General features: G+C 69.6%; 15 protein-coding genes. 7 read left to right on the top strand and 8 right to left on the bottom strand.

All coding sequences use genetic code 11. From position 1 onward, the window contains the following. Positions 1–2 precede the first annotated feature (2 nt). From BKA15_RS28770 to BKA15_RS28740, 7 genes are read right to left on the bottom strand one after another with little or no spacing between them, the layout of a single operon-like run. Positions 3–836 carry an amidohydrolase family protein gene (locus BKA15_RS28770; RefSeq protein ID WP_179756822.1) on the bottom strand — a complete coding sequence of 278 codons (834 nt, stop codon included), beginning with the start codon at positions 834–836 and terminating at the stop codon, positions 3–5. 35 nt (positions 837–871) lie between these two features. Beyond that, the gene (locus BKA15_RS28765) at positions 872–1,687 is read right to left on the bottom strand and encodes an IclR family transcriptional regulator (protein WP_179756820.1); all 816 of its coding nucleotides are present in this window, start codon (positions 1,685–1,687) and stop codon (positions 872–874) included. A gap of 36 nt (positions 1,688–1,723) precedes the next feature. Then, positions 1,724–2,746 (bottom strand): ABC transporter ATP-binding protein, encoded by a 1,023-nt coding sequence (locus BKA15_RS28760; protein WP_179756818.1) that lies wholly within the window; start codon positions 2,744–2,746, stop codon positions 1,724–1,726. Then, positions 2,743–3,828 (bottom strand): ABC transporter ATP-binding protein, encoded by a 1,086-nt coding sequence (locus BKA15_RS28755; protein WP_179756816.1) that lies wholly within the window; start codon positions 3,826–3,828, stop codon positions 2,743–2,745. The genes BKA15_RS28760 and BKA15_RS28755 overlap by 4 nt, the downstream gene beginning before the upstream one ends. Further along, positions 3,825–4,739 (bottom strand): oligopeptide ABC transporter permease, encoded by a 915-nt coding sequence (opp4C, locus tag BKA15_RS28750; protein ID WP_179756814.1) that lies wholly within the window; start codon positions 4,737–4,739, stop codon positions 3,825–3,827. The genes BKA15_RS28755 and opp4C overlap by 4 nt, the downstream gene beginning before the upstream one ends. Continuing rightward, entirely contained in the window at positions 4,736–5,692 is a 957-nt protein-coding gene (locus tag BKA15_RS28745) for an ABC transporter permease (RefSeq protein ID WP_179756812.1), read from the bottom strand. The genes opp4C and BKA15_RS28745 overlap by 4 nt, the downstream gene beginning before the upstream one ends. Positions 5,693–5,728: 36 nt before the next feature. Then, positions 5,729–7,357, bottom strand: coding sequence for an ABC transporter substrate-binding protein (locus BKA15_RS28740; RefSeq protein ID WP_179756810.1), 1,629 nt, complete (start codon positions 7,355–7,357; stop codon positions 5,729–5,731). A 208-nt stretch (positions 7,358–7,565) separates the two neighbouring features. Between BKA15_RS28740 and BKA15_RS28735 the strand changes: the two genes are divergently transcribed. Beyond that, positions 7,566–8,879 (top strand): aspartate aminotransferase family protein, encoded by a 1,314-nt coding sequence (locus tag BKA15_RS28735; protein ID WP_179756808.1) that lies wholly within the window; start codon positions 7,566–7,568, stop codon positions 8,877–8,879. 11 nt (positions 8,880–8,890) lie between these two features. On the opposite strand, the gene BKA15_RS28730 is transcribed toward BKA15_RS28735, so the two are convergent. Continuing rightward, positions 8,891–10,126 carry a mandelate racemase/muconate lactonizing enzyme family protein gene (locus BKA15_RS28730; RefSeq protein ID WP_179756806.1) on the bottom strand — a complete coding sequence of 412 codons (1,236 nt, stop codon included), beginning with the start codon at positions 10,124–10,126 and terminating at the stop codon, positions 8,891–8,893. Positions 10,127–10,183: 57 nt separating this feature from the next. On the opposite strand from BKA15_RS28730, the gene BKA15_RS28725 reads away from it, so the two are divergent. The 6 genes from BKA15_RS28725 (at position 10,184) to BKA15_RS37055 (ending at position 16,802) form a co-directional block, all read left to right on the top strand. Then, positions 10,184–11,020 carry a PIG-L deacetylase family protein gene (locus BKA15_RS28725; protein ID WP_246323288.1) on the top strand — a complete coding sequence of 279 codons (837 nt, stop codon included), beginning with the start codon at positions 10,184–10,186 and terminating at the stop codon, positions 11,018–11,020. Positions 11,021–11,101: 81 nt separating this feature from the next. Further along, positions 11,102–12,022, top strand: a complete 921-nt coding sequence (locus tag BKA15_RS28720; RefSeq protein ID WP_179756802.1) for a helix-turn-helix domain-containing protein — start codon at positions 11,102–11,104, stop codon at positions 12,020–12,022. 128 nt (positions 12,023–12,150) lie between these two features. Continuing rightward, entirely contained in the window at positions 12,151–13,203 is a 1,053-nt protein-coding gene (locus tag BKA15_RS28715; protein ID WP_179756800.1) for a Gfo/Idh/MocA family protein, read from the top strand. Between the two features lie 5 nt (positions 13,204–13,208). Then, on the top strand, positions 13,209–14,846 hold the full coding sequence (locus BKA15_RS28710) for a type 2 periplasmic-binding domain-containing protein (protein ID WP_179756798.1): 1,638 nt from the start codon (positions 13,209–13,211) through the stop codon (positions 14,844–14,846). Between the two features lies 1 nt (position 14,847). Beyond that, positions 14,848–16,179, top strand: coding sequence for a hypothetical protein (locus BKA15_RS28705; RefSeq protein ID WP_179756796.1), 1,332 nt, complete (start codon positions 14,848–14,850; stop codon positions 16,177–16,179). Further along, complete coding sequence (locus BKA15_RS37055) at positions 16,176–16,802, top strand: acyltransferase (protein ID WP_179756794.1); 627 nt, start codon at positions 16,176–16,178, stop codon at positions 16,800–16,802. Before BKA15_RS28705 ends, BKA15_RS37055 begins: the two co-directional genes overlap by 4 nt.

Below are 16,802 nucleotides of genomic sequence, written 5' to 3'. Positions count from 1 at the left end.
GATCACGCCAGCCCCAGCGCCGGCCGCGGGTCGCCGTCCAGCAGCCATTCCAGCGTTTCCTTCTTGATCTCCGGCATCCCCTGGACCTTGGTCGCGGCCATCGAACGCAGCCCGGCGACCGCCTCGGCCGGAGTCCACAGCGCGTAGTCGGAGCCGAACAGCAGCTTGTCCACGACGCTCCATTCCTGGGCCCTGGCCAGCGCCAGATAGCCGTCCAGCGGGCGGTGCCAACTGGCCGAGACGTCGGTGAACACGTTGCGGTTCTTCCGGCAGATCACCATCGTCTCCCGCTGCCACGGATGGCCCATGTGCGCGATGATCTGCTTCAACCCCGGATGCCGCCGGGCCACCTCGTCGACGACCAGCGGCTGGCTGACGTCGAGCCGGCCCTCGGGGCTCGGCGTCGCGCCCATGTGCCAGAGGATGATCAAGCCGGCCGCCTCGGCCGCGGCGTAGACGGGATCGTGCTTCGCGTCCCGCGGATCGAAGTGGGCCAGCACCGGATACAGTTTGATCCCGCCGAGTCCGCGAGCCACGCCGTCCTGAAGTTGATCAAGGACGTCGTCGTCGCAGAGGTCGAGCGCCATGAAGCCGACCGTCGCCGTCTCGGTGTTGGCGCAGAACCACTCGACGTACTCGTTGGGCGTGTCCACGCCGGCCCGGGTGGCCCGCAGCCCGAACGTGAACGCGAGCTCGACGCCGGCCTCCTTCATCGCCGCATCGAACTCGGCGGGCGTCTTCTCCTCGTAGTCGTGACCGTAGACGGGCTTCCAGTTGGTCTCCCACTCCGGGCCCCAGTGCTCGCTGAGGTGACAGTGGGTGTGAACGTCGATCATCGCTTCCTGTTCGGTTGTGGTGCGGAGGGTGGTGATCACACCCGCAGCTGCGCGGTCAGATTGCTGATCGCGACGACGAAATCCTGATCTTGGCGAAGCGCCTCGGCGAGCCGGGAGAGGACGCCGGCGTACTCCTTCTGCCGGGCCGGGCCGAACTCGGCGGCCGGGCCGGACAGGCTGACGGCGGCCAGCACCGCGCCGTCGATCTCGATCCCGACGGCGATGCAGCGCAGACCGGTGCTGCGTTCGTTGTCGTCGATCGCGTACCCACGGGTGCGGACCTTCTTCAACTCCCGCAGCAGTTCCGGCAGCTCGGTGATCGTGGACGGCGTGAAGCCCTCCCACGGCGCGGCCGGCAGCCGCCGGGACGCCGCCTCGTCGTCCAGCCCGGCCAGCAGCACCTTGCCCAGCCCGGTGCAATACAGATGATCACGCGAACCCGGCGCAGCGTTGAACCGCAACGGCCGGTCCGGCTCCTCGACGCAGAGGTGCAGCACCTGATCACCGTCGAGCACGCCGAGGTTGCAGGTGTGCCCCGTCTCGGCCGCCGCCTCGGCGAGGTAGTGCCCGGTCACGTCGGCGATGTCCAGCGAAGCCCGGTACGCCGTCGCCAGGTGCTGCACCTTGTGGCCGAGCCGGAACGACGGCTGCTCGTCGACCCGCACCAGATACTCGAGTTCCACCAGCACCGACAACAGTCGGACCAGCGTGCTCTTGGGCAGCTTGGTGGTGCTGTTGAAATCGCTCAGGGTCAGCGGCCGGTCGGCCGCGGCGAGCTGCTCCATCAGGCCGAGGCCCCGGGCCAGCGCGTTCGCGTGATAGTTGGCCGAGGCCGGACGGCTGTCGTCCAACGCCGACGTTTTGCTCGATGCGTTACGTGCCACGGCTCAGCGCTCCTGATCTTGGGACTCCACCGTCATGCTAGTGGCGGGATCGACGTTCTCCGGGAAGTGGCAGGCCGAAAGGTGCCCGTCCGCGGTCAGTTCGGCCAGCGGCGGCGGTGTCGTCGCACACACGTCCTGCGCCTTCCAGCAGCGGGTCCGGAACCGGCAGCCGCTCGGCGGGTTGCTGACGCTGGGCACGTCGCCGGTCAGCCGGATCCGCTCCCTTTCCTCGCGCCGGTCCGGATCCGGGATCGGCACCGCCGACAACAAGGCCTTCGTGTACGGGTGCCGCGGCCGCTGGTAGAGCTGTTCCCGGCTGCCCTGCTCGACGATCATGCCGAGGTACATCACGGCGATCTGGTCGGACAGATGCCGTACCACGGAAAGGTTGTGCGAGATGAAGACGTAGGCCAGGCCGAGCCGCTGCTGCAGGTCCTGCAGCTGGTTCACCACCTGCGCCTGCACCGACACGTCGAGCGCGCTGACCGGCTCGTCCAAGATCAACACCTTGGGCTCCAGGGCGAGCGCCCGGGCCAGCCCGATCCGCTGCCGCTGACCGCCGGAGAACTCGTGCGGATAGCGGTACGCGTGCTCAGTGCGCAGCCCGACCAGCTCCAGCAGTTCGTGCACCCGGTTCCGGCCGCCGGCGCGGTACAAACCCTGCACCCGCAGGGGTTCCGCGATGATCTCGGCGACGGTGAGCCGCGGCGACAGCGACGAGAACGGGTCCTGGAACATGATCTGGATGTCGCGCCGGCGCGCCCGCAGCCGGGCCGGCGGCAGCGCCGTCAGCTCGTCGGACTCCAGCCAGACCCGGCCCTCGGTCGGCTCGATCAGCCGGGCCAACAGCCGGCCGGTGGTGGACTTGCCGCAGCCCGACTCACCGACCAGGCTCAGCGTCTTGCCGGCCGCCACACCGAAGTCGAGCCCGTCGACGGCCCGCACAACACCGACCTGCCGGCGCAGCACGCCCCGCCGGATCGGGAAGTGCTTGACCAGGCCCTCCACCCGCAACAGCTCGGTCATCGCGCCTCCGCCGCCGCGGCCGGCTCGTCCGGCTGCTCCACCTCGACGACCGTCCGCACGAACACCTGCTCCGGGGTTCGCCCGATCAGTTCGTCGGTACGGAAGCACGCCGCGAGGTGGCCGCCGTCGACCTCGACCAACCCAGGATCCTCGGTACGGCAGCGATCCACGGCCAGCGGGCAGCGCGGGTGGAACGGGCAGTTGGAGATCGGCTGGCTGACGTCGGGCGGGCTGCCCGGAATCGGATGCAGCCGGGTCAGCTCGGAGTCCAGCGTCGGCAGGCTGGCCAGCAGCCCCATCGTGTACGGATGCCGGGGCTGCCGGAACAGCTCCCGGACACCGGCGGACTCGACGATCCGGCCCGCGTACATGACGATCACCCGGTCGGCCAGCTCGGCCACCACGCCGAGGTCGTGCGTGATCAGGATCGCGGCGGCGCCGGTCTCCCGCTGCGCCTTCCGGAGTTGATCAAGGACCTGGGCCTGGATCGTCACGTCCAGCGCCGTGGTCGGCTCGTCGGCGATGATCAGGTCCGGGTCGTTGGCGATCGCCATCGCGATCATGGCCCGCTGCCGCATGCCGCCGGAGAACTCGTGCGGGTACTGGCGCAGCCGCTGGTCCGGGTTGGCCACCCCGACCGACTCGAGCAGCCCGATGCAGCGCTCGCGTACCGCCGCCTTGTCGAGCGCAGCCCGGCTGCCCTTGCCGGCGTGCAGCCGGATCGCCTCGGCCAATTGCGCGCCGATCGTCATCACCGGGTTCAACGCCGTCATCGGGTCCTGGAAGATCATCCCGATCCGGCCACCGCGGACCGACTGCATCCGCTGTTCGGAGGCGGTGGTCAGCTCCTCCCCCTCCAGGGCGATCGACCCGGTGACCGTCGCCTTGCGGTCCAGCAGGCCGACCACCGACAGCGCGGTGACGCTCTTGCCGGAGCCGGACTCGCCGACGATGGCCAGCAGCTCGCCGGTCCTGACCTGGAACGAGATCCCGTCGACCGCGTACACCGTGCCGTCCTCGGTCCGGAACTCGACCGCAAGATCGGAAACGGTCAGCAGCTCGGCCGTCATCGGTGAGTTCATCGGCCGCCCTGCTTCGGATCCAGGGCGTCCCGCAGGCCGTCGCCGATGAAGTTGACGCCGAGCACGGTGACCGCGACCGCGAGGCCGGGCGGCAGCCAGAGCCAGGGCTGATTGCGGATCACGGTCAACGACTGCGCCTCGTTGAGCATGTTGCCCCAGCTCGCGGTCGGCGGCTGGATGCCGAGGCCGAGGAACGACAGCGTCGCCTCCAACCCGATCGAGCCGGCCACCGACAGGGTGCCGGCCACCACGACCGGCGGCAGCACCGCCGGCAGGATGTGCCGGGTGATCACCCACCACGGATGGGCCCCGGTCGCCCGGGAGGCCAGGATGTATTCGTGCTCCCGTACCGAAAGGGCGCTGCCGCGGACCAGCCGGCCGCAGATCGGCCACTGGAACACGCCGATCGCGATGATCATGGTCACCACGCTCGGGCCGAGGATGCCGGCCAGCACGATCATCACCACCAGCGAGGGGAAGGACAGAAAGATGTCGGCGAGCCGCATGATCAACCCGTCCACCCAGCCGCCGAACATGCCGGCCAGGCTGCCCAGCACGACGCCGAGCACCACCGCCAGCGCCGCCGAGGCCAGGCCGACGCCGAGCGAGACCCGGCCGGCGTGCAGCAACCGGGCGAACACGTCCCGCCCGGTCCCGTCGGTGCCGAGCCAGTGCTCGGCGCTCGGCTTGGTCCGGATCGCCGACAGGTCGGTCGCGTCCGGTTGATGCTGCGCGATCACGTCGGCGAACAGCACCGCGATGATGATCAGGGCCAGCACGACCAGGCTGACCACGGCGGCCCGGTGCCGCAGGAACCGGCGCAACGCCATCCGGCCCGGCGACCGGTGTCCGCCGCGGACCGGCGCGGCGGTGGTGGCGACGTCCGACGCGAGCGGGGCCACGGTACTCATTGCAGCCTCACTCTCGGATCGACCACGGTGTAGAGGATGTCGGCCAGCAGGTTCGACGCCAGCACCATCACGGCGCCGACCAGCGCGAACCCGATGATCACCGAGTAGTCGTTCTGCGCGACCGCGGTGACCGCGAGCCGGCCCATCCCCGGCCAGGCGAAGATCTGCTCGATCACCACGGCTCCGGCGACCAGGTGGGACAGGTCGGAGGCCAGGATCGTGATCACCGGGATCAGCGAGTTGCGCAGCCCGTGCAGCACGGCCAGCCGCGGCGAGGCGCCCTTGGCCCGCGCGGTCCGGACGTAGTCGGAGTCCAGCTCCGACAGCAGGCTGGACCGGACGTAGCGCATCAGCCGGCCCGAGTTGCCGATGCCGAGGATCAACGCCGGCAGCACCAGGTGCCGCAGCGTGTTCAGCAGGGTCGGGTTGGTCGGGTCGGTGATCCCGGACGACGGCAGGATCGGGAACTGCAGGGTGAACACGAAGATCGCGACCAGGGCGATGAAGAACACCGGGAAGGCCACGATGCCGAGGCTGAAGAACGTTGCCAGGTAGTCGACGAACGTGTTCCGCCGGACCGCGGCAAGGATGCCCAGCGGGAACGCGATCAGGATCGAGCAGATCATCCCGACGCCCATCAGCTCGATCGTCGGGCCGAGCCGCTCCAGCAGCAGTTCCGTGACCGGGCGGCCGTTGACCATCGAGTAGCCGAGGTCGCCGGTCAATGCACTGCCGGCCCAGCGCAGGTACTGCAGCACGACCGGCTGGTCGAGGCCCAACTCGGCTCGGCGGGCCGCGATGTATTCCGCCGAGCCGGAGTTGAGCAGTTCCGGCGGGATCATCATCGCGATCGGGTCGCCCGGCGTCGCCCGGGTCAGCGCGAAGATCGCGACGCTGATCACCCAGAAGACGCCGAGGTTGATCAGCAGGCGTCGAATCAGGTACGAGCCCACGCCTGCCCCATCACCGTCATGATCCCCACCCCTAGATCACTGCCCGCTGATCGACCAGCTGGCCGGATCCCAGAACGGGACCTCCTGCGAGCCCGGCGCCTGGAACCCCTGCACCCGCTTGTTCACCGCCCACAGCCCCATCGGGCTGTAGAGCCAGAACAGATCGGCCTTCTCGTTGGAGATCCTCGCGGCCTGCGCGTACAGCTCGTTGCGCTTGGCCTCGTCGACGGTGCCGTTGGCCTCCTTCATGATCTTGTCCAGCGCCGGATCACAGAAGTAGTTGATGTTGCCGCCGTTGGGATAGTGCTTGTCGCAGGAGGTGATCACCGAGACGTTGTCGGAGCTGATCGCGTAGTTGCCGCCGCCGTAGAGGACCATGTCGAAGTCCTTGTCGCCGTAGATCTTGGAGATCTCGGACGGCTGCACCTGGCGCAGCTTGACGTTGACCCCGACCTCCTTGAGCTGGCTCTGCACGATCGTCGCACTGGCGTCCCGGTCCCGCTGGCCGGGCACCCACATCAGGTCGATCTCCCTACTGGAGTCCCAGCCCGCGTCGGCCAGCAGCTGCTTCGCCTTGGCCGGGTCGTAGGCGTACTCGTTGAGATCCTCCGGAGCGCGCGGCGTGTAGAAGTCGGAGTTCTGCACGACCGCCTTGCCGAGCAGCACCTTCTGCACCAGGTCGGCCCGGTTGGTCGCGTACAGGAACGCCTGCCGGACCCGCTCGTCCTTGAAGTGGTCCCGGGACTGGTTCAGGCCGAGCCGGACGAAGCCGGCGCCCAGCTTCTCCTGGACCGCGATCTGGTCGAAGCCCTTGATCGTCTCCAGGTCCAGCGGCGAGACCGTGGCCACGTCGAGCTCGCCGTTGCCGAGTGCGGCCGTCGCCACGTCGGACGTCATCGGCTTCAGGTAGACGTCGGAGAGCTTCGGCTTCGGGTTCGCGTGCTCGTTGGCCTCCACGTGGACGTACTGGCTCGTCTTGTACTCGACGAACTTGAACGGGCCGCTGGTCACCGTGGGATTGCGGAAGTACTCGTTGTCGTACAGCTCACCGATCGGGATCTCGCCGAGGACATGCTTGGGCAAGATCAGGATCGGGCCGATCTGGGCCAGCAGACCGACGTTGGGCTCGGCCGTCTTGACCACGACGGTGTGATCATCGGGGGCGGTGATGCCGGAGACCGTGTCGGCCTTGCCGTCGGTCACCTCCTTCGCCCCGACGATGCTGCTGAACATGCTGGCGGCGGCGCTCTTCGCCTTCGGGTTCGCCACCGCGTTGTACGTGAACAGGACGTCGGCCGAGGTCAGCGGCTCGCCGTCGTTCCACTTCAGGTCCGGCTTCAGCTTGAACGTGAACGTCTTGGCATCGGGGCTGATCTCGTACGACTCGGCCAAGATCGGCTGCAGCTCGAAGTTCGGGTCGGAACCGAGCAGTCCCTGGAAGATCAGCGAGTTGACCTGACCGTCGGGACCGCTGGCCGGCGCCAGCGGACCGAACAGCCCGGCCGGCTCCTGATACAGGTAGATGTTGATCGTGCCGCCGCCGGCCGCGGATCCGCTGCCGGTGCCGGGCGCGCCCGGTGTCTCGGTGGCGGGCCCGGTGCAGGCGGTGACGGCGAGGACCAGGGCAACGCAGAGGCCTAGCCCGAACCTGGTGAGTCTCTTCATCGGTTACCTCACTTCGGCGAGGTCCGGCTCTCCTCCGGACATCATGAAAATGTATTCCACGTACGACGACGCGGTCAAGCATCGCCGGGCGCTCTCCGCGATCCTGCGATTGAACGGACTCGGACGCCTCAGCTATAGTCCCAGAAACGGAACGGTATGGAACACTATTCCACGTAACGACTCTGTTACTGGCGAAGGTGAGGTCTCGATGATCCGGCAGCCATCCGACGTACCGCGGGGACGTGCGTTGGCCGAAGCCGCGGCCAGGGTCATTCCCGGCGGGGTGAACTCGGCGACGCGCTACATCGGGGAACCGTACGCCTTCGCGTCGGCCTCCGGTGCCTATCTGACCGATCTCGACGGCAACGACTATCTCGACTACCACGCCGCGTTCGGGGCGATCCTGCTCGGGCACAACGTGGAGTCGGTGAACCGGGCGATCCGGGACGCGGTCGGCGGCCTCGACCTCTCCGGGCTCGGCGTCACCGAGCTGGAGGTGGCGCTGGCCGAACGGATCTGCTCGATCATCCCGAGCGCCGAGAGCATGATCGCGACGGTCAGCGGCTCGGAGGCGACCGCCCAGGCGATCCGGCTGGCCCGGGCGGCGACCGGCCGGCGCAAGATCATCAAGTTCCAGGGCGGCTTCCACGGCTGGCACGATCCGGTGGCCCGGAACGTGATCTCCACGCCGGAGTTGGCGTACGGGCTGGACCCGCTCTCCGCCGGCATCCTGCCGGAGGCGCTCGAGGCGACCCTGATCGCCGAGTTCAACGACCTCGGTTCGGTGAAGGCGCTGCTCGGTGAGCACGACGGCGAGGTCGCGGGGATCATCCTGGAGCCGATCCCGCACAACGTCGGGGCCCTGCTGCCGACCGACGAGTTCGTCCAGGGGCTGCGCGAACTCTGCACCGCGACCGGCACCGTGTTGATCTTCGACGAGGTGATCACCGGCTTCCGGCACGCACTCGGCGGCTACCAGCAGCTGTGCGGCGTGACGCCGGACCTGACCACGTTCGGCAAGGGGATGGCCAACGGCTACCCGGTCGGCGGCCTGGCCGGCCGCCGCGACCTGATGGAGCACTTCAACGGCCGCGGCGGCGACGTACTGCTGGCCGGGACCTTCAACGGCAACCCGTTGGGCTGCGTCGCCGCGCTGGCCACGCTGGACCACCTCGCCGAGCATCCGGACTTCTACACCCGGACCCGGGACTTCGGTGATCAACTCCGGGCCGGCCTGACCCGGGTCGTCGGGGATCTCGGGCTGCCCGCGCACGCGGCCGGGTTCGGCGGGGTGTTCAATCTCTATTTCACGCCGGAACGCCCGACCGGCTATCGCGAACTGCTGGACAACGATCACCAGGCCTACGTCGACTTCCACCGCGCCATGATCAACCGCGGCGTCCTGATGCTGCCGCTGTCCCTGAAGCGCAACCACGTTTCCGGTGCCCACACCCAGGCCGACATCGACCAGACGCTGGAGGCCGCCGAGTCCGCGCTGACCGAGCTGGCCAAGTCCCGCTGAGCCGGACCGGGTCAGCTGCGCATCAGTTTGCCGGGCACACTCGAGAACTCCTCCATCCCGGCCCGGAACGGGAAGCGCCGCTTCACCGCGTCGGTGAGCCGGACGCCGAGTCCGGGCTGGTCCGGCCGGTGCACGTTGCCGTCCACCAACTCGAGGGCGCCACCCCAGAGCTCGGTGTGCAGCGGCCCCGCCGCGGGCGGCAGTTCGACGATCGCCGTGTTCGGTGCCGCGAAGGCGCCGTGCACGTTCTGCAGCACGGCCGCGCCGCCGCCCCAGGCGTGCGGCGCCACCGATCGTCCGGACTCGTGCTGCCGCCGGGCCACCCGGACGAAGTCGATCATGCCGAGCCAGGCGGCGTCGGGCTGAGCCACGGCGAACGCGTCCCGCTGCAGGAACGGCAGGAACTCCGCGAACGTGGACAGCTGTTCGCCGCCGGCGACCGGCACCGCGGACCGCCGGCCGAGCTCCGCGTACCCGTCGAGTTCGTGGTACGGCAGCGGTTCCTCGAAGAAGACCGGCCGGTACGGGGCGACCGCGTCCAGGACCAGCAGGGCGGTCTCCAGGTCCCACCGCTCGGGACCCTCGCGGTGCCCCATGTGCCCGTCGAGCAGGATCCCGACCTCGCCGCCGACGTGATCACGGAGCAACTCGAGCTTCGACGCCTCCAGCTCGGCCGCGGCCGCCGGCGAACCGGCCGTCCGCTCCTGCCGGGTGGTCGAATCGAGGTAACCCGAGGCCACCTTGAACGCCCTGAAACCCAACCCCAGATAGAAATCGACTTTCTCGATCAGCTGGTCTGCCGGCCACGGCGAGGGTCCGCCGGTGGCATAGGCGGGTAGCCACTCCGGAGTGTCCGCGCCGGAGCCGAGCAGCCGGTGCGCCGGTAGGTCGAGCAACTTGCCCTTGAGATCGATCAGCGCCGCCTCGATCCCGGAGATCACGGCCGCGCCCAGGCCGGTGCGGCCCCAGTACTGGCAGCAGGTGCGCAGCCGCCCGGCCAGCACGCCGACATCGAGGCTCTCGCCGTCGAAGGCCTCGGCGTGGATCAGGATCGGGCGGACGTAGTCGACGATCAACGGCACGCTCTCCGGGAAGAAGTAGCCGGCGTACGTCTCCCCCACTCCGACCACGCCGCCGCTCGTCACGATCTCGATCAACGCGACACTGCGCGACTGCTTGAAGACGCTGAGCCAGGGATCGTCGGTGCACGGACCGGTGAGCAGCACCGCTCGGACCTCGGTGATCATCACCGCACCATCTTGACATGGAACGTCGTTCTGCATTGAATCCCTGCTGTGAAGATCATGACGATCTACGCCCATCCCGCCGACACGATCACCAATTGCGGCGGGACCCTGGCCCGGCACGCCGAGGCCGGCGACGAGGTGGTGGCGCTGATCCTGACCCACGGCGGCCGGATCCACCCGAACAAGTACGCCGAGGAGTGGCGCAAGGACGACCCGGATACCGAGATCATCCGGGCCGACACCGCGGCGATCATCGCGAACAAGAAGGCCGAGCTGGAGCGGGCGGCCGAGATCGTCGGCATCACCCGAGTGCACACCCTCGATCACGACGACGAGATCGCCGCGGTGCCCGAGGACCTGGTGGACCAGACCGCCGAGCTGATCGCCCGGGAGCGCCCCGACGTGATCATCTGCGACTACCCGCTGAACTCCGCCCAGACCGCCAACACGCACACCGTGGCGACGATGACCGCACTGGCGGCGATCGGCCGCGCGGCAAGGCTCCTGAAGAACCTCGACGGCTCCGCCGAGGTCAACGTGCGGCAGGTGTTCTTCACCTCCTACCCGGTCTTCATCAGCGACGCACTCAGCCTGCACGGCCCCCGGAACGACCTCTACATCGACATCACGCCAGTGATCGCCAAGAAGGTCGCGGCGATGGACTGCTTCGCCTCCCAGGGCTACGACGGACTGTTCGCGCGGAAGTTGATCGAGTCCAACAACGGCGAGCACGGCCGGGTCGCCGGAGTGAACTTCGCCGAGGCGTTCGTCCGCTGCTACAACGAGACCCGGCCGCTGCTCCCGGTCACCGAGGCTGCCCTGGCCGACGACCCGCTGACCCGGCACGTCGGCTATTCGCAGATCAATCTCCGAGCCGACTTCCCCGCCGGGTAACGGTTGGGTCACAAGATCAGAAGACCCCGGCTGAGCGGACGACAATATGTCCGCTAACACCACTCACATCGGGGTCAGGGAGTGCCAGTCGAGCCGCGGCCGTTGTCGGCCGAAACGATCATGTCCTTGCGCCGGGCGGCGCAGGCCGGCGGCCCGGCCGGGACCCGGGCCAAGATCATTCTGCTGGCCCACCAGGGCCGGACCGACGTCGCGATCGCCGCGGAACTCGGGATCGCCCGGCAGACCGTGGCACGCTGGCGGCGCCGGTTCGAGGCCGCCGCCGACGGTGTCGTACCTGACGGCACCGGCGTGCTCGCCGATGCGCCGCGGTCCGGGCGACCGCCGGTGCCCGAGATCCCCGTGCTGTTGGCCACCGCCACCGCACCGCCCGAGGGCGGCCGGTCCGCCGCCGGGCTCGCCGCGCGGCTCGGGCTCAGCGCCGCGACCGTACGCCGGGTCTGGCGGCGCTGGGGCGTCGTCGTGCACCGGGATCGGATCCGGTCCGAGAGCGGGGTGCTCGCCGGTGAGATCGAGCGGTTCGGCGGGCTCTACCTCAACGGCGGCGACGGCGCGTTCGCGTACTGGCTGCGCACGGGCCGGCCCGCGACAGGTCCGGCCGACGCCGGCACCTTCGAACCGATGCTGGCCCTGCTCGATGCGGCCGACTCGCGGGACGAGTGCTTCCCCGAGCGGCGGGACCTCGAGTTCGAGCAGTTCCTTGATCAACTCCTGCCGGCCCGACCCGACGGCACCGTGCTGCGGGTGGTGGTCTCGGATCCCGCGATGACCGACAGCGACGTGATCATGCCCTGGCTCGCTCGCCCGGACGTCCGGATCGGTCCGCCGCCGTCGGCCGGCTGGGCGATCTTCCTGGCCGCCGTGATCGCCGCCGAGCTGGGCCCCGGGACCGGAGCCGCCGCCGGGACCCGGATCGCCGACCGGGTCGAACGACTCCGCAGGTCCGCCCCCGACGGTCGGGAGCCGATCCGCTGGATCGCCTGATGTCACAGGAATTTCGGCGCTCGCGGGCGTTCCGGCCGGCCGCCCGGCCGTTGCCCTCGCCTCGACAGCGTTCTACTGTGTGAGTCACTTGTTCTGCTGTACGGGCCACTGGCCCGGGGAGGCTGATCATGAGACATCGCCTGGCGATCATCGGTTGCGGCGGCATGGAGGGCACCCACGCGACTGGGATGGACCTGCTCGCGGACCGCCTCGACATCGTCGCCACCGTCGATCCCGTCCTCGAGCGGGCGGAGGCCGCCGCGGCCCGGTTCCCCGGGGCGCGCGCCGCCGCCAAGCACACCGAGGTGCTGGACGACATCGACGCGGCCCTGGTGGTCACGCCGCACCACACCCACTACGAGATCGGCACCGACCTGCTGGCCGCCGGCAAGCACGTCCTGATGGAGAAGCCGCTGGCGCTGTCCGAATCGGAGTGCCTGGACCTGATCGAGCACGCCGAACGAGTCGACCGGACGCTGATGGTCGCCTATCCGATGCGGTACCACCCACTGGTCGTCGAGCTCAAGCGGCTGCTGGACGCCAACCAGATCGGCGAGGTGTTCCAGATCTCGATCTGGACCGAACAACGCACCCAGTACGCCGACGGCCACTGGGCGCACTCGGCCGCCACCCTCGGCGGCGGCCAGCTGTTCTCGCACGGCTGCCACTACATCGACCTGCTGCTGTGGTTCCTCGGCGACCCGGTCAGCGGCACCCACGTCGGCACCCGCCGCGGCACGCCGTGGCTGGAGGGCGAGGGCACCAGCAACGTCTCGCTCGAGTTCGCCAATGGCGCGCTCGGCTACCACTTCGGCACCTGGGGCGCCCGTGGCACCAAGCTCGGCTACAGCATCCACGCCCACGGCACCGAGGCGATGCTCGAGGCGGACCTCAGGGCCGGCAAGTTGCGGATCTACACCCGGTCCGGGGTCAAGACGTTGAGCCGCACCGATCAGCACCGCAAGTACGTGGACCGGGAGCTGGGCCAGTTCCTCGACTGCATCGAGGGCAAGGCCCCGGTCCCCACCGACGGACCCACGTCGCTGCAGGGATTGCGGGTGATCTGGCGGCTCTACCAGGCCGAACGGGAACGGGTGGTCGCCGACCTGACCGGCCTCGGGTTCGGTGACCCGTGGCGGAGTCCCGGACTGGACCGGCTGCCGGTGCCGGCCGGGCGGTGATCGAAATGATCATGGAGACGTTCGACCGGCGGCGGTTGTTGGCCGGCGCCGGCCTGGCCGCGCTGGCCGCACCGGCCCTGGCGGGCTGCGCCGACTCCGGCCCGACCGGCAGCAGCACCGGCGGGAACAACGCGCGGGTGCCGCTGCCGACCTATCAGAAGTACGACGGCGTCGAGCCGGACCTACCCGGCAGCGCGGAGGGCGTACCGGACGGATTCCTCACCTATCCACGGCCCGCGCCCGAGGCCGTACCGGAGAAGCCGGCGGCCGGCGGGGCTGTCACGGCCATGATGAGCATCTCGGTCCAGGCACCGACCCCGATGGCCAACAACCGTTGGTGGCAAGGGCTGAACGAGCGGCTCGGCTGCGAACTGCAGGTCGAGATGACGCCGAGCGCCGACTACGACGCTCGGTTGTCGACGGCTCTGGCCGGCAACGAACTGCCGGATCTGGTCGGGCTGCGCCCGTCCTATCCGCGGCTGCCGGACGTGCTGGAGGCCAGGTTCACCGACCTCAGCGACTATCTGTCCGGCGACGCCGCCCTGGACTATCCTTTCCTGGCCGCGCTGCCGCCGGCGACCTGGCAGAACACGGTCTTCAAGGGCCGGATCTTCACCATCCCGCCGCAGAACATCGTCGGCACGCCGACCTGGATCACCCGCAACGAGGTGATCAAGAAGCTCGGCCTCGACCCGGAACCGAAGGACCTGGCCGCGGTCGAGGAACTGGCCCGCGGGGTGACCGACGCGGCGGCGAACCGGTACGCGTTCGGCAACGCCGAACACGTGCTGCACCACCTCGGCTGTGCCATGTTCGAGGCCCCCAACAACTGGTCCGAGCAGGACGGCGGGTTCCGGCTGATGCACGAGACCGACGAGTACCGTGCCGCGCTGGACTGGACGATCAAGCAGTGGCAGGCCGGCGTGATCCACCCGGACGCGTTCGGCAGGATCAACGCGCCGCAGCTCTACCAGTCCGGCAACGTGGTGCTCTTCGCCTGGGGCGGCGTCGGCTACAGCGGCGTGCTGCGGCAGAACCTGCCCGGGATGGACATGGGCTTCCTGGCGGCACCTCTGGCGGATGGCGGCGGGGTCGCCCCGAAACGGCTCGGGCCGGGGATCAGCGGGCTGTGCGGGATCTCCAAGCAGGCCTCCGAGGACCGGGTCCGGGAACTGCTCCGGGTGCTGAACTGGCTGGCGACGCCGTTCGGCACCGCCGAATATCTCTACCGCCAGTACGGCGAGGAGGGGACCCACTTCGGCTGGGACGAAAAGCTCGGCGCGCCGATCGACAATCAGCTGATCGCGGCCGAGCAGCCGGGCGGCGAGTTCGCGTACCTGTCCAGCGGGCCGTACGTCCTCTACAACCCGGGCCACATCGACAAGACGAAGGCCATGTACGAGGTGCAGAAGAAGACCATCCCGGTTGCCTACAAGGATCCGACGCTCGGGCTCTACTCGCCCACCAACGACCGGGAGGGCGCCCGGCTGCTGCTCGCACTGAACGACGTCCGGGACAACGTGATCATGGGCCGCGCCACGATGGCCGACTTCGACAAGGCCGTCGCGGACTGGCGCTCGCGCGGCGGCGACAAGATCAGGGGCGAGTACGAGGCGGCGCACCGGGAACGGGCCGGCGGCTGACGTGACCGAACCCCAGCTCCGCGTCGGGGCGGCCGAAACCGACCTCACCCCGCCGCTCGGCGCCGAGCTGGCCGGGCTGTTCGAGACCCGCCCGGCCACCGGCGTCGAGAGCCCGTTGCTGGCCAAGGCGATCGCCGTCCAGGCCGACGGACCGCCCGTAGTGTTGATCACCTGCGATCTGCTCTACCTGCCGGCGACGCTGACCGACCTGGCGAAGTCGATCATCGCCGGACGGGCCGGCGTCCCGGCCGAGCGGATCGTGATCTCCTGCACCCACACGCACACCGGGCCGGCGACGATCCGGACCGGGGCCGGCGCCGCCGTCGACCCGCACTATCTGGAGGACCTGCCCGGACGGATCGCCGAGTCCGCGATCCTGGCCTGCGCCAGGCTGCGGCCGGCGACGATCGCGGTCGGCACGGCCACCGTGGACGGGATCTGCTTCAACCGCCGCTACCTGACCGACGACGGGTTCGTGATCACCCACTTCGGCAATCGGTCCGGTGAGCCGCGGCCGGCCGGGCCGACGGACCCGACCGTGACCGCGCTGCTGGCCGAGGACGGCGACGGCCGGCCGATCGCGCTCTGGGCGAACCTCTCCCTGCACTACGTCGGCATCGACGACCAGACCATGATCAGCTCCGATTACTACGGCCGGTTCGCCGAGGCGGTCCGAGCCCAGCTCGGCAGCGACGTGATCGCGGTGCTGTGCAACGGGGCGTCCGGCGACATCAACAACGTCGACCCGCGCCGCCGGGTCCCGATCACCGGTACCCGGCGAGCGATCCTGGTCGCCCGAGCCGTCGCCGGCGCGGCCCTCGCCGCCACCGCCCTCGCCGAACGGTCGTCCGCGATCACCGTGGACGCGAGGAGACTGCCGTTCCGAGCCCACCGCTACCCCGTCACTGACGACGACCGGGAGCTGGCCGCCAAGATCATCGGCGATCCCAGCACGGAAGCGTGGTTCAGTTATGCGCAAGGGAATCCGGTGCCCGCACCGGTCGCGGAGCGATTCGCCCGCAACCTGCTCGAACTCGACGCGATGCCGCCCGAGCGGCCGACGGCGATCGGCTTGATCACCATCGGCGACCTCGGCCTGGTGGCGCTGCCGGGCGAGGTGTTCGTCGAGCACGGCCTGCGGCTCAAGGAACACTCGCCGCACCGGCTGACCGCGATCATCGGGCTGGCCGATGATCATCTCGGCTACCTGCCGACCCGGCGGGCCTTCGAGCAGGGCGGGTACGAGACGTGGCGCAGCCCGACCTCGTGGACCAGGCCGGGCACCGGCGAGGATCTCGTCGAGACCGTACTGAAGGAATGGGAGGGCCCGTGACCGAACGGCTGCAGGACCGGTTCGCCGAATGCGGCACCGGCGTGGTGATCGAACCGGACGTGTGGATCGAGCATCCCGAGCTGTTCCGGGTCGGCGACCGGGTCCGGCTCGGCCGCGGCTTCTCCAGCCAGGGCTCGACCGAGGTGATCATCGGGCCGGACAGCTCGTTCTACCCGAACTGTTTCCTGCAGGGCAGCGGGCGACTGGAACTCGCCGCCGAGGTCGACTTCTACCCCGGCGGCTACCTGTCGGTCGGTGGCCCGGGCGGGTTGATCAGCGTCGGCCGGAAGAGCCACTTCGCCGCCGGCTGCGCGGTCTACGGCGGCGGCGGGGTGCGGCTCGGCGCCTATTGCAACGTTGCCGCGCATGTCGTGATCACCTCGGTCCAGCACGACCCGGCCCGGCACGACGTACCGATGGCGCTGGCACCGTCGACGTCCGCGCCGATCACCATCGCCGACGACGTCTGGCTCGGCGCCAACGCCACCGTGGTGCAGGGCGTCACGATCGCGACCGGCTGCATCCTCGGCGCCAACGGGGTGCTCACCCGCGACACCGAGCCGTACGGGATCTACGCCGGCGTCCCGGCCCGCCGGATCGCCGACCGCCGCCCGGCGAGTTGA

The sequence above is a fragment of the Microlunatus parietis genome (assembly GCF_013407955.1).
Lineage (GTDB): Bacteria > Actinomycetota > Actinomycetes > Propionibacteriales > Propionibacteriaceae > Microlunatus > Microlunatus parietis.
The sequence above is the reverse complement of the archived record's forward strand: the minus strand, read 5'-3'. Positions and strand labels throughout refer to the sequence as shown.

Excerpts from the sequence above, each read along its gene's own strand:
- BKA15_RS28770 (WP_179756822.1), bottom strand. The coding sequence starts at position 836 with ATGATCGACGTTCACACCCACTGTCACCTCAGCGAGCACTGGGGCCCG.
- BKA15_RS28760 (WP_179756818.1), bottom strand. The coding sequence starts at position 2,746 with ATGACCGAGCTGTTGCGGGTGGAGGGCCTGGTCAAGCACTTCCCGATC.
- BKA15_RS28755 (WP_179756816.1), bottom strand. The coding sequence starts at position 3,828 with ATGAACTCACCGATGACGGCCGAGCTGCTGACCGTTTCCGATCTTGCG.
- opp4C (WP_179756814.1), bottom strand. The coding sequence starts at position 4,739 with ATGAGTACCGTGGCCCCGCTCGCGTCGGACGTCGCCACCACCGCCGCG.
- BKA15_RS28740 (WP_179756810.1), bottom strand. The coding sequence starts at position 7,357 with ATGAAGAGACTCACCAGGTTCGGGCTAGGCCTCTGCGTTGCCCTGGTC.
- BKA15_RS28735 (WP_179756808.1), top strand. The coding sequence starts at position 7,566 with ATGATCCGGCAGCCATCCGACGTACCGCGGGGACGTGCGTTGGCCGAA.
- BKA15_RS28730 (WP_179756806.1), bottom strand. The coding sequence starts at position 10,126 with ATGATCACCGAGGTCCGAGCGGTGCTGCTCACCGGTCCGTGCACCGAC.
- BKA15_RS28725 (WP_246323288.1), top strand. The coding sequence starts at position 10,184 with ATGACGATCTACGCCCATCCCGCCGACACGATCACCAATTGCGGCGGG.
- BKA15_RS28715 (WP_179756800.1), top strand. The coding sequence starts at position 12,151 with ATGAGACATCGCCTGGCGATCATCGGTTGCGGCGGCATGGAGGGCACC.
- BKA15_RS28710 (WP_179756798.1), top strand. The coding sequence starts at position 13,209 with ATGATCATGGAGACGTTCGACCGGCGGCGGTTGTTGGCCGGCGCCGGC.